The 11,533-nt window shown below is 62.5% G+C and carries 11 protein-coding genes; 9 read left to right on the plus strand and 2 right to left on the minus strand.

Annotated features, from left to right (window positions below; translation table 11 throughout):
• Positions 1–36 precede the first annotated feature (36 nt).
• The 3 genes from mrcB to ACFPU0_RS05770 are packed head-to-tail and all read left to right on the plus strand — an operon-like array spanning position 37 to position 3,462.
• A complete protein-coding gene (gene mrcB, locus ACFPU0_RS05760; protein ID WP_377691843.1) occupies positions 37–2,355 on the plus strand; it encodes a penicillin-binding protein 1B in 2,319 nt (772 codons plus the stop codon).
• 16 nt (positions 2,356–2,371) lie between these two features.
• On the plus strand, positions 2,372–3,133 hold the full coding sequence (locus ACFPU0_RS05765; RefSeq protein ID WP_377691844.1) for a tetratricopeptide repeat protein: 762 nt from the start codon (positions 2,372–2,374) through the stop codon (positions 3,131–3,133).
• The gene (locus tag ACFPU0_RS05770; protein ID WP_377691845.1) at positions 3,133–3,462 is read left to right on the plus strand and encodes a YqcC family protein; all 330 of its coding nucleotides are present in this window, start codon (positions 3,133–3,135) and stop codon (positions 3,460–3,462) included. Before ACFPU0_RS05765 ends, ACFPU0_RS05770 begins: the two co-directional genes overlap by 1 nt.
• A gap of 9 nt (positions 3,463–3,471) precedes the next feature.
• Here the strand turns inward: ACFPU0_RS05770 and ACFPU0_RS05775 are convergent, their stop codons facing one another.
• Positions 3,472–3,930 carry a DUF4124 domain-containing protein gene (locus tag ACFPU0_RS05775; protein WP_377691846.1) on the minus strand — a complete coding sequence of 153 codons (459 nt, stop codon included), beginning with the start codon at positions 3,928–3,930 and terminating at the stop codon, positions 3,472–3,474.
• Positions 3,931–4,339: 409 nt separating this feature from the next.
• Here ACFPU0_RS05775 and ACFPU0_RS05780 point away from each other — a divergent pair, with 409 nt between their 5' ends.
• Both ACFPU0_RS05780 and ilvN read left to right on the plus strand, forming a co-directional pair.
• Positions 4,340–6,064, plus strand: coding sequence for an acetolactate synthase 3 large subunit (locus ACFPU0_RS05780; protein WP_377691847.1), 1,725 nt, complete (start codon positions 4,340–4,342; stop codon positions 6,062–6,064).
• A 2-nt stretch (positions 6,065–6,066) separates the two neighbouring features.
• Positions 6,067–6,558 carry an acetolactate synthase small subunit gene (gene ilvN / locus ACFPU0_RS05785; protein ID WP_151136916.1) on the plus strand — a complete coding sequence of 164 codons (492 nt, stop codon included), beginning with the start codon at positions 6,067–6,069 and terminating at the stop codon, positions 6,556–6,558.
• Positions 6,559–6,609: 51 nt separating this feature from the next.
• Here the strand turns inward: ilvN and ilvY are convergent, their stop codons facing one another.
• Positions 6,610–7,491: an HTH-type transcriptional activator IlvY gene (gene ilvY / locus ACFPU0_RS05790; protein WP_377691848.1), complete on the minus strand. Its 882-nt coding sequence runs from the start codon at positions 7,489–7,491 to the stop codon at positions 6,610–6,612.
• Between the two features lie 83 nt (positions 7,492–7,574).
• Here ilvY and ilvC point away from each other — a divergent pair, with 83 nt between their 5' ends.
• The 4 genes from ilvC (at position 7,575) to msrQ (ending at position 11,289) form a co-directional block, all read left to right on the plus strand.
• On the plus strand, positions 7,575–8,633 hold the full coding sequence (gene ilvC / locus ACFPU0_RS05795; RefSeq protein ID WP_377691849.1) for a ketol-acid reductoisomerase: 1,059 nt from the start codon (positions 7,575–7,577) through the stop codon (positions 8,631–8,633).
• A gap of 143 nt (positions 8,634–8,776) precedes the next feature.
• Positions 8,777–9,592, plus strand: a complete 816-nt coding sequence (gene pssA, locus ACFPU0_RS05800) for a CDP-diacylglycerol--serine O-phosphatidyltransferase (protein WP_377691850.1) — start codon at positions 8,777–8,779, stop codon at positions 9,590–9,592.
• Positions 9,593–9,652: 60 nt separating this feature from the next.
• A complete protein-coding gene (gene msrP, locus ACFPU0_RS05805) occupies positions 9,653–10,657 on the plus strand; it encodes a protein-methionine-sulfoxide reductase catalytic subunit MsrP (protein ID WP_377691852.1) in 1,005 nt (334 codons plus the stop codon).
• Positions 10,657–11,289, plus strand: a complete 633-nt coding sequence (gene msrQ / locus ACFPU0_RS05810) for a protein-methionine-sulfoxide reductase heme-binding subunit MsrQ (protein WP_377691853.1) — start codon at positions 10,657–10,659, stop codon at positions 11,287–11,289. Before msrP ends, msrQ begins: the two co-directional genes overlap by 1 nt.
• Positions 11,290–11,533 lie beyond the last annotated feature (244 nt).

The raw sequence follows: 11,533 nt of genomic DNA on the forward strand, positions 1-11,533 counted from the left end.
TGTTGGCTGTGGATAAAGTGCGTATAATGCGCCGCCATGACACGTCCCCGATCCCCCAAATCCCGCTCCAAACGCCGCCCCAGCGGTCTCCGCCCCTGGCTTGGCTGGACCCTCAAACTGGGCCTGGTCGGCCTGGTGCTGCTCGCCGGTTTCGCCATCTACCTCGACGCCGTGGTGCAGGAGAAATTCTCCGGCAAGCGCTGGACGGTCCCGGCCAAGGTCTATGCCCGGCCGCTGGAGCTCTTCGTCGGCCTGAAACTGTCCAAGGATGACTTCGTCAAGGAACTCGATGCCCTGGGCTATCGTCGTGAGAGCCTGTCCAACGGGCCGGGGGCCGCTGCGGTCTCCGGCAGTGCCGTCGAGCTGAACACCCGTGGCTTCCAGTTCTACGAAGGCGCCGAACCGGCACAACGGATTCGAGTGCGTTTCTCCGGCGACTTCGTGGCTGGCCTGACCCAGGCCAACGGCGCCAACCTGGCGGTGGCCCGGCTGGAACCGCTGCTGATCGGCGGTCTCTACCCGGCGCACCACGAGGATCGAGTGCTGGTCAACCTGGACCAGGTGCCGGCCTACCTGGTGGAAACCCTGGTGGCGACCGAAGACCGTGAGTACTTCAATCACCACGGGGTATCCATCAAGTCCATCGCCCGAGCCTTCTGGGTCAATACCACGGCCGGCGAATTGCGCCAGGGCGGCAGTACCCTGACCCAGCAGTTGGTGAAGAACTTCTACCTGACCAACGAACGCAGCATTTCCCGCAAGGCCACCGAGGCCATGATGGCGGTGCTGCTGGAGTTGCATTACGACAAGCGCGAAATCCTCGAGGCCTATCTCAACGAGGTGTTCCTCGGCCAGGATGGGCAGCGGGCCATCCATGGCTTCGGACTCGCCAGCCAGTATTACTTCAGCCAGCCGATCTCGGAGCTGAAGCTGCATCAGATCGCCATGCTGGTGGGCATGGTCAAGGGACCGTCCTATTACAACCCGCGCCGCTACCCGGAGCGCGCCCTGGAGCGGCGCAACCTGGTGATCGACCTGCTCGCCGAGCAGGGCGTGGTCACCCCCGCAGAAGCCGCGGCGGCCAAGCAGAAGCCACTGGGCGTGACCAAGCGTGGCAGCCTGGCGGACAGTTCCTACCCGGCCTTCCTCGACCTGGTGAAGCGCCAGCTGCGCGAGGACTACCGCGAGGAAGACCTGACCGAGGAAGGCCTGCGCATCTTCACCAGCTTCGACCCCATCCTGCAGTCCAAGGCGGAAATCTCGCTGAACGAAACGCTGAAGCGTCTCGAAGGCCGCAAGGGTGTGGACCAGGTCGAGTCGGCGATGGTGGTGAGCAACCCCGAAACCGGCGAGATCCAGGCGCTGATCGGCAGCCGCCAGCCGCGCTTCGCCGGTTTCAACCGCGCCGTGGATGCCGTGCGGCCCATCGGTTCGCTGATCAAGCCGGCTGTCTACCTCACCGCGCTGGAGCGCCCCAGCCAGTACACCCTGACCAGTTGGGTCGCCGACGAGCCGTTCTCGGTGAAGGGGCAGGATGGCCAGGTCTGGCGCCCGCAGAACTACGATCGCCGCGCCCATGGCACCATCTACCTGTACCAGGGGCTGGCCAACTCCTACAACTTGTCGACTGCCAAGCTCGGCCTGGAACTGGGCGTGCCCAATGTGCTCAAAACTCTCGAGAGACTGGGCGTTTCACGTGAGTGGCCGGCCTATCCATCGATGTTGCTGGGCGCCGGCGCGCTGACTCCGATGGAGGTGGCGACCATGTACCAGACCCTGGCCAATGGCGGTTTCAACACGCCGCTGCGAGCGATTCGCAGCGTGCTGACCTCCGAGGGTGAGCCGCTCAAGCGTTATCCCTTCCAGATCCAGCAGCGCTTCGACCCGGGGGCCATCTACCTGGTGCAAAATGCCATGCAGCGCGTGATGCGCGAAGGTACTGCGCGTTCGGTGTACAGCCAGCTGCCGTCGTCCCTGACGCTGGCCGGCAAGACCGGCACCACCAACGATTCGCGCGATAGCTGGTTCGCCGGCTTCAGCCAGGATCTGCTGGCAGTGGTCTGGCTGGGGCGTGATGATAACGGCAAGACCCCTCTGACCGGCGCTACGGGCGCATTGCAGGTCTGGACCAGCTTCATGCGCAAAGCCGATCCGCTGCCCCTGGACATGCCGATGCCGGATAACGTGGTACAGGCATGGATCAATCCGCACAGCGGCCAGGGTTCGGACCCGAGCTGCCCCGGCGCTGTGCAGATGCCCTACATACGTGGCAGCGAACCCGTCCCCGGCGCGCCTTGTGGCCTGGGAGCTCCCGTGGACTCGGTGATGGACTGGGTTCGCGGGTGGATGCAATGAACCGAGAGGATGAAACGTGAGTAAAGCCTGGATTCCCGCCCTTGCGGCAGTCACCCTGCTGGCCGGTTGTGCTTCCCCGCAGCGTGGCGCCATTCCCGTGGTCGACTCCGGCGCGCCCCTGTCCGAACTGGAGCACGGCGCTGCCAGCGGCGGCGGCTACAATCGGGCCCCCGCCGCGCCGCGCAGTGTTCCCGAGGACTCCGGCGTGGTGGTCATGGTGCCCGGCGCCGCTTCCGGTTCGGCCGTTGCGGCTCCGGCACCCAGCGCGCCCATCAGCGGCAGCATCACCAGTGGCGCCATTACCCCCGGCCCCATTACCAATGGCCCGGCGGCGGCCCCCAGCGCGCCTGCCTATGGCACTCCCGGCTACAGCGTTCCGAACTACAGTGCCCCCGCCCCGAGCATGCCGAGCGGCATCCCGAGCAGCGGCGGCGGCCTTTCCGCCGACGAGCAGCTTGATGGCCCGGTGCTGGCGCTGTTGACCACCGCCCAGCAACAGCAGGGCGGTGGCGATCTCAATGGCGCCGCCGCCAGCCTGGAGCGTGCCCAGCGCATTGCCCCCCGCGAGCCCCAGGTCCTCTTGCGTCTCGCCGAAGTGAGACTGGCCCAGGGGGATGCAGCCCAGGCCGAGCAGTTCGCCCGTCGCGCCTTGACCTACGCCAATGGCCGCCCGGCCATGCAGGCCAGCCTGTGGGATCTGATCGCGCGCTCTCGCGAGCGTCAGGGCGACCCGTCCGGCGCCGCCCTGGCGCGTGAGCGGGCCAAGGTCAACCTCTGATGGACCCGCGCTGCGCTGCGGTGGCCGACCAGCTCCTGCTCATCGAGCTTGAGCTGCGCAGCCTTGGCTGGTGGGGCGAGGTGGCGCCCAGCGCGGATGCGTTGGCCAGCCAGGCGCCGTTCTGTGTGGATACCCTGGCCTTCGAGGAGTGGTTGCAATGGATTCTGTTGCCGCGCATGAAGGTCATCCTGGAGCACGACCTTGAGCTTCCCCATGCGTCCGGGATCCGCGCCATGGCGGAGGAAGTCTATCGGGAGCGATTTGCCGAGGTGGGCGGGCTGCTGGAGGCACTGGGTGCCTTCGATCGGCTGATAGGCCAGGCGAGTTGAGGCTTCGCCTCACTCGCAGTTTTCGTGTATCGCCTTTTCGGCGTCCTTGATCCGGGATTGCCGCTCCTCTTCCCTCAGGCGACGCACTTCCCCATTCTCTTCCGTCCGAAGGCGCGGATTGTTCTGCAGTTGCGCAAGATTGGTGCGGACGGTTTCGCAATACTTGCGGCGTTCCGCCTCCTTGGATGCGACTTCCGCCTTTACCTTCTCATCGATGGCCTTCTGGTCCCCCACCGGTTCGTTCTTCGGCAGGCTGACCCCGGGCTTGGGCTGTTCGCTGTCCAGGCGCGGCAATGGCGGGCGCGGCTTGGGGACCGAGGTATTCACCGTGGTGGCTGCCTGGCCCTCGGGCGGTTGCGCGCCGAAGTGGGTGACGCCCTGGGCGTCGACCCATTTGTAGACCTGGCTGGCCATGGCGGAAGTGCCCACTACCAGCAGCAGGCTGCCGGCGAGAATCATGCGATGCATGCGGTTTCCTTCTGATGGCAGAGAATCCTGCGGTAACTATAACCAAAAGCCACCAGCCTTGATCCTGCGTCGCGTCACAGCAATCCAAGCAAGATTCCGCAACGGATCACTTGACTTGTTCGTTCCTAATCCGAAGAATCCAGGGTTCGCTGTTCCAGTGGGCCGGCCGCAAGTCGGAAGCTGTAGCAGACGATGAGGTGCACACCCGCGCCGACCTGTAACACCCGCAACGCGTTACCTCGCGCTGGGTGGGAAAGCCCCGCAACAACTCTCAGGGGTGGACCCAATGCTTGTTCAGTCAGTAGCTGACGTAGTCGGCGACCACCAGTCGCTCACGCGCTGCTAGCAAGCAAACCTATTCAGGCCGTCCGGTCGCGGGCGGTTTTCTGGCGTTCTAGAGGTGAAAAACGTGGAGCTCTTATCTGGCGCTGAGATGGTCGTCCGCTCGCTGCGTGACGAAGGCGTTAAGTACATCTATGGGTACCCGGGCGGTGCCCTCCTGCATATCTACGATGCCCTGTTCAAGGAAAACGACGTGACCCACATTCTGGTCCGTCATGAGCAGGCTGCTACCCACATGGCCGACGGTTACGCCCGCGCCACCGGCAAGCCCGGTGTGGTGCTGGTGACTTCCGGTCCCGGCGCGACCAACGCCGTCACCGGCATCGCCACCGCCTACATGGACTCCATCCCGATGGTGATCCTTTCCGGTCAGGTGCCGAGCAACATGGTTGGTACCGACGCCTTCCAGGAGACCGACATGGTTGGTATCTCCCGTCCGATCGTGAAGCACAGCTTCATCATCAAGCATCCCTCGGAAATCCCCGAGGTGATCAAGAAGGCGTTCTACATCGCCCAGTCCGGCCGTCCCGGCCCGGTGGTCGTCGACATCCCGAAGGACATGGGTGATCCAACCCAGAAGTTCGAATACAGCTACCCGAAGAAGGTCAAGCTGCGCTCCTACAGCCCCGCGGTTCGCGGCCATTCCGGCCAGATCCGCAAAGCCGCCGAGATGCTGCTGGCCGCCAAGCGCCCGATCCTCTACTCCGGTGGCGGCGTGATCATGGGCAATGCATCCGAGCAGCTCACCGAGCTGGCCAGGATGCTCAACCTGCCGGTCACCAATACCCTGATGGGCCTGGGCGCCTTCCCGGGTACCGATCGCCAGTTCGTCGGCATGCTCGGCATGCACGGCAGCTACACCGCCAACCTGGCGATGCACCATTGCGACGTGATCCTGGCCGTCGGCGCGCGCTTCGATGACCGTGTCATCAACGGCGCTGCCAAGTTCTGCCCGAACGCCAAGATCATCCATGTCGACATCGACCCGGCTTCGATTTCCAAGACCATCAGGGCCGACATCCCGATCGTGGGGCCGGTGGACAGCGTGCTGTCCGAAATGGTCGCGATCCTCAAGGAAATCGGCGAGACCCCGAACAAGGAAACCGTCGCCGCCTGGTGGAAGCAGATCGACGAGTGGCGCGCCGGTGGCGACCTGTTCCCTTATGACAAGGGTGACGGCAGCATCATCAAGCCGCAGAGCGTGATCGAAACCCTCTGGGAAGTGACCAAGGGCGATGCCTACATCACCTCCGACGTGGGTCAGCACCAGATGTTCGCGGCGCAGTACTACCGCTTCAACAAGCCCAATCGCTGGATCAACTCCGGTGGCCTGGGCACCATGGGCTTCGGTTTCCCGGCGGCCATGGGCATCAAGCTGAGCTTCCCGGAAGCCGACGTCGCCTGCGTGACCGGCGAGGGCAGTATCCAGATGAACATCCAGGAGCTGTCCACCTGTCTGCAGTACGACCTGCCGGTGAAAATCGTCAACCTGAACAACGGTACGCTGGGCATGGTTCGCCAGTGGCAGGACATGCAGTACAACAGCCGTTACTCGCACTCCTACATGGAATCGCTGCCTGACTTCGTCAAGCTGGCCGAGGCCTATGGCCACGTCGGTATTCGTGTGACCGATCCGAAGGATCTGAAAGCGAAGATGGAAGAAGCGTTCTCGCTGAAGAATCGTCTGGTGTTCCTCGACATCCAGGTCGACTCGAGCGAGCACGTCTACCCGATGCAGATCCGGGAAGGCGCCATGCGTGACATGTGGCTGAGCAAGACGGAGCGGACCTGAACATGCGACACATCATTTCCCTGCTGCTGGAAAACGAGCCGGGCGCACTGTCCCGCGTGGTTGGCCTGTTCTCCCAGCGCAACTACAACATCGAAAGCCTGACCGTGGCTCCGACCGAGGACCCGACCCTGTCGCGTCTGACCCTGACCACCGTCGGCCACGATGAGGTGATCGAGCAGATCACCAAGAACCTCAACAAGTTGATCGAAGTGGTGAAGCTGGTGAACCTGTCGGAGAGCGCCCACATCGAGCGCGAACTGATGCTGGTCAAGGTCAAGGCCACCGGCGCCCAGCGTGCCGAGGTCAAGCGCACCACCGACATCTTCCGCGGCCAGATCGTCGACGTGACTTCCAGCGTCTACACGATCCAGCTGGCGGGAACCAGCGACAAGTTGGACAGCTTCATCCAGGCCATCGGCACCAGCTCGATCCTGGAAACCGTACGCAGTGGCGTCACCGGGATCTCCCGTGGCGACAAAGTGCTGACCATCTGATCGCAGTCATGAAAAAACCCCGCCTCGTGCGGGGTTTTTATTGCCCGGATTTTACCGGCGGCGATTCCAGAAGGCTGCGATCAGCGGGGCTTTGAGGCGTTTTTCCAGGGCGAACAGGCCGATGTCGTATGCGGCCAATGGCGGCTGGATATCGTAGATACGGATGCGTGCGGTCAGTGGGCTGTTGTCGAGCACGATCTGCGGAACCACGCCGATACCGAACCCCAGACTCACCATGCTGACGATGGCCTCGTTGCCGCTTACCTGGGCATAGATGCGTGGCTTGATGCCATGGCTTTTCAGCCAGCGGTCGGTCCGGGTCCGGGCCAGGCCTTCTTCCGAGAGAATCATCGGCACGTCCTTCCAGCTCTGCGCCGTGGGCTGCCTCCGTTGTTCTTCTGTCAGCAGTTGAGGTGACTGTGGGCCGATGAAGCGCAGCTCCGAGCGGGTAATCGACTGGAAGTCGACGCCGGCTGGCAGGTTGTCGGGTCGGGCACCGATGGCAAGATCCTCCAGCCCTTGTTGCACTCGCTCGACGGCCCTTGCGGGGTCGCCGGTGTGCAGCTTCATTTCGATGCGGGGGTAGTCCAGGCGGAAGCTGCTCAGAATGTCGTAGAGGAAGCTGTAGCTCGCCGTCACCGAGCAATACAGGGAGAGTTCGCCGTGCAGGTCCAATTGGTCCTGCATGAGTCGTTGGCGGATGGCATGCCAGCCGCTCATGACCTCGCTCGCGTATTCGCGGAACTGCTGTCCCTCGCGGGTCAGCTGAACCGAGCGACTGTCGCGCACGAACAGTGGTGCGCCGAGTTCGTCCTCCAGTTGCTTGATGCTGCGACTGAGCGCGGAGGGGCTGACATGCTGCTCGCGGCTGGTTTTGCCGAAGTGCAGGTTGTCTGCCAGGGAAAGAAAGAGCTTGAGGGAATGGCTGTCCATGAGCGTTTCGCATATCGGTACATTGCGTTGCGAATATATCATTTTACGCAATGGATCAGATCGCTTAATGTGCCCTTGTCGCGGTGCGCGCACCTCATCCCTTTCGTTATAAAAGAGTCAGAAACATGAAAGTTTATTACGACAAAGACTGTGACCTCTCGATCATCCAGGGCAAGAAAGTTGCCATCATCGGTTACGGTTCCCAGGGCCATGCTCATGCCTGCAACCTGAAGGATTCCGGTGTTGATGTGACCGTCGGCCTGCGTGCCGGCTCCGCCACCGTTGCCAAGGCCGAGGCCCATGGCCTGACCGTCAAGAGCGTGCCGGAAGCCGTTGCCGCCGCCGACCTGGTCATGATCCTGACCCCGGACGAGTTCCAGTCCAAGCTGTACAAGGAAGAAGTCGAGCCGAACCTGAAGAAGGGTGCCACCCTGGCCTTCGCCCACGGCTTCGCCATCCACTACAACCAGGTCGTACCGCGTGCCGACCTCGACGTGATCATGATCGCGCCGAAAGCCCCGGGTCACACCGTTCGCTCCGAGTTCGTCAAGGGCGGCGGCATTCCTGACCTGGTAGCCATTTACCAGGACGCTTCCGGCAATGCCAAGAACGTCGCCCTGTCCTACGCTTGCGGCGTGGGCGGCGGCCGTACCGGCATCATCGAAACCACCTTCAAGGACGAGACCGAAACCGACCTGTTCGGTGAGCAGGCCGTTCTCTGCGGTGGTTGCGTCGAGTTGGTGAAAGCCGGTTTCGAAACCCTGGTCGAAGCCGGTTACGCGCCGGAAATGGCCTACTTCGAGTGCCTGCACGAGCTGAAGCTGATCGTCGACCTGATGTACGAAGGCGGCATCGCCAACATGAACTACTCGATCTCCAACAACGCCGAGTACGGTGAGTACGTAACCGGTCCGGAGGTCATCAACGCCGAATCCCGTCAGGCCATGCGCAACGCCCTGAAGCGCATCCAGGACGGCGAATACGCCAAGATGTTCATCCAGGAAGGTGCCTCCAACTACGCTTCGATGACCGCGTACCGTCGCAACAACGCGGCCCACCCGATCGAGCAGGTCGGTGAGCGTCTGCGTGCGATGATGCCGTGGATCGCTGCCAACAAGATCGTCGACAAGGCCAGGAACTAAGGTCTTTTCCGATCCAGAAGGAACGCGGCCTCGGCCGCGTTCTTTCGTTATGGCAGCGGGGTTCTGGTATAAAGCCTGTTTGCCGGGTGGCGCATCCCAGAGCCCGCCCACTACATTTCGTATTCGTTGCAAGGATGTTGTTCATGAGTGAACGCCCCGAAGAACCGAATCAGCCCACTGAAAATGACAGCCTGCTGCCCATCGACGAGCACGTCGAGGAAGGCCAGGATGCGGAAGGGCGCAAGGTTCGGCATCGCGGTATCTACCTGCTGCCCAACCTGTTCACCACCGCTAACCTGTTCGCCGGCTTCTACGCCATCGTCAACGCCATGAGCGGCAATTTCTCGGTGGCTGCCGCCACCATTTTTGTCGCGATGGTGCTCGACAGCCTCGATGGCCGGGTCGCGCGTCTCACCAATACCCAGAGCGCCTTCGGTGCCGAGTATGACTCGCTGTCGGACATGGTCGCCTTCGGCGTCGCGCCTGCCCTGCTGGCCTTCGAATGGGCCCTGAGCGGCCTGGGTAGCGTCGGTCTCACCGTCGCCTTCATCTATGTGGCGGGTGCGGCCCTGCGCCTGGCGCGCTTCAACACCCAGATCGGCAAGGTGGACAAGCGTTATTTCATCGGACTCGCCAGCCCGGCGGCTGCGGGCGTGGTTGCAGGCACCGTCTGGGCTTTCAGCGACTTCGGTATCAAGGGCTCGAACATGTCGTTCATCGTCGCCCTGCTGGTCGCCCTGGCTGGCATGCTGATGGTGAGCAACCTCAAGTTCTACAGCTTCAAGGACCTGGACCTGAAGGGGCGCGTTCCCTTCGTGGCGATCCTGGTAGTAGTGCTGGCCTTCGCCGTGGTCTTCAGCGATCCGCCGCGCATCCTCCTGCTGATCTTCCTGGCTTACGCCGCATCCGGCCCGGTGCAATACTTGCTCCAGCTGCGCCGCCGCAAGCAGGTCGAGTGATGTAATTTCCTCGCGGCTCCGCAGTCTACTGGGCATTCCAGCCCGAGTTGCGGAGCCGTCATGCTGATCCAGATCCCCCCTTCGTCCGCCTGCCGCGAGCACGAAGTCACCCCTGAATCCCTCTACCTCTCCCGTCGCCGCCTCCTCGCCGCTGCAGGTGGTCTGGCGACCATGGCGGTATTGCCGGTTCGCGCCCAGGATGCTTCTGCCTATCCGGATGTCGAGGCTGCCCAGGCACCCGCCTGGTTCTCCGAGAAACTCCCTGCCACCCGCTGGCAGGCGGTGACGCCGGGTAATGAGTCGGTCACCCCCTTCCGCGATGCGACCCACTACAACAATTTCTACGAGTTCGGCTCCAACAAGGGCGACCCGGCGCGTTACGCGGAGAAAATGCGCATAGAGCCCTGGACGGTGCGTATAGATGGCGAGGTGGGCAAGCCGGGTACCTATTCGGTGGAAGACCTCGCCAAGCCCCATGGTTTGGAGGAGCGCATCTACCGGCTGCGCTGTGTCGAGGCCTGGTCCATGGTCATCCCCTGGTTGGGGTTCCCTCTCGCGGACTTGCTCAGGCGTGTCGAGCCTACGAGCAAGGCGAAGTACGTCAGCTTCGAGACCCGTCTGGCGCCGGAGGAAATGGTCGGGGTGCGCTCCGGCTTTTCCCTGATCGACTGGCCATATGTGGAAGGCTTGCGGTTGGACGAGGCCATGCACCCGCTGACTATTCTGGCAGTTGGCATGTACGGTCGCGTGCTGCCCAACCAGAACGGCGCGCCGCTGCGCTTGGTGGTGCCCTGGAAGTACGGCTTCAAGAGCATCAAGTCCATCGTGCGGATCAGTCTGGTCAGCGAGCAGCCGCGCACCACCTGGGAGTCCATCGCGCCGGAGGAATATGGCTTCTATTCGAACGTCAATCCCGAAGTGGATCATCCCCGCTGGAGCCAGGCCCACGAGCGGCGCCTTCCCAGCGGGCTGTTCAGTCCGAACATAGTGCCGACGCGTATGTTCAATGGTTATGACGAAGTGGCCAGCCTCTATACCGGGCTGGACCTGAGGAAGTACTACTGATGCGTTTCAGGCTCTGGAGACTTTTCATATTTCTTGTGGCGCCAATTCCGGTTGGGCTCTGGCTGTATCAGGCGTGGATCTTCGCCCTGGGGCCTGACCCGGGCAAGGTGCTGGTCGACCGACTCGGCCTCGGGGCACTCTGGTTCCTGCTGATCACCCTGTCCATGACGCCGCTGCAGAAGTTGACCGGCTGGGGCGGTTGGGTAGCGGGGCGTCGGCAACTGGGGCTTTGGTGCTTTACCTACGTGGTGCTGCACATCAGCGCCTACGCCGTATTCCTGCTCGGCCTGGATATGCAGCAGTTGCTGATCGACCTGGGCAAGCGTCCTTACATCTTCGTGGGGGCCTTGGGCTTCTGTGGCTTGCTGTCTCTGGCCGTCACGTCCAACCGATTCAGCGTCCGGCGGCTGGGTAAGCGTTGGAAGCGGTTGCATCGACTGGTTTACGCAATTCTGGCCATCGCGTTGCTGCACATGCTCTGGGTCGTGCGTGCGGACATGGCCGAGTGGTCCGGCTACGCCGTTGCTGGTGCTCTGCTCATGCTATTGCGGGCACCGCCGTTGGTGCGTCTCTTGCCGAGGGTGTTCGCGGTGCTCAGGAGGGATGACAAAAAGATTTCAATTAATGGTTGACGGCAGCTTTTGCATCCCTATAATGCGCACCACTTCCGGCGCGGTCGCCAAACAAAACTCCTTGAGAATCAACGAGTTAAGTGATTGGTGAGGGTGTCGGAAGGTTCTGCTTCGAAGTGTTCGCTTCTGGCGGATGAGGCGGAAAAAGAGGTGTTGACAGCGGGTTTGAACGCTGTAGAATTCGCCTCCCGCTGACGAGAAGAGTGAATCGGATCGGAAGCGCAAGCGGTTGAGTAGAAAAGAA

This window comes from Pseudomonas sp. GCM10022186, from assembly GCF_042656385.1.
Taxonomy (GTDB): Bacteria; Pseudomonadota; Gammaproteobacteria; order Pseudomonadales; family Pseudomonadaceae; genus Metapseudomonas.

Bases quoted from the DNA above. Each gene is read 5' to 3' on its own strand.
- mrcB (WP_377691843.1), top strand. From the start codon at position 37: ATGACACGTCCCCGATCCCCCAAATCCCGCTCCAAACGCCGCCCCAGC.
- pssA (WP_377691850.1), top strand. From the start codon at position 8,777: ATGAGTGAACGCCCCGAAGAACCGAATCAGCCCACTGAAAATGACAGC.
- ilvY (WP_377691848.1), bottom strand. From the start codon at position 7,491: ATGGACAGCCATTCCCTCAAGCTCTTTCTTTCCCTGGCAGACAACCTG.
- ACFPU0_RS05775 (WP_377691846.1), bottom strand. From the start codon at position 3,930: ATGCATCGCATGATTCTCGCCGGCAGCCTGCTGCTGGTAGTGGGCACT.
- ACFPU0_RS05770 (WP_377691845.1), top strand. From the start codon at position 3,133: ATGGACCCGCGCTGCGCTGCGGTGGCCGACCAGCTCCTGCTCATCGAG.
- msrQ (WP_377691853.1), top strand. From the start codon at position 10,657: ATGCGTTTCAGGCTCTGGAGACTTTTCATATTTCTTGTGGCGCCAATT.
- msrP (WP_377691852.1), top strand. From the start codon at position 9,653: ATGCTGATCCAGATCCCCCCTTCGTCCGCCTGCCGCGAGCACGAAGTC.
- ilvN (WP_151136916.1), top strand. From the start codon at position 6,067: ATGCGACACATCATTTCCCTGCTGCTGGAAAACGAGCCGGGCGCACTG.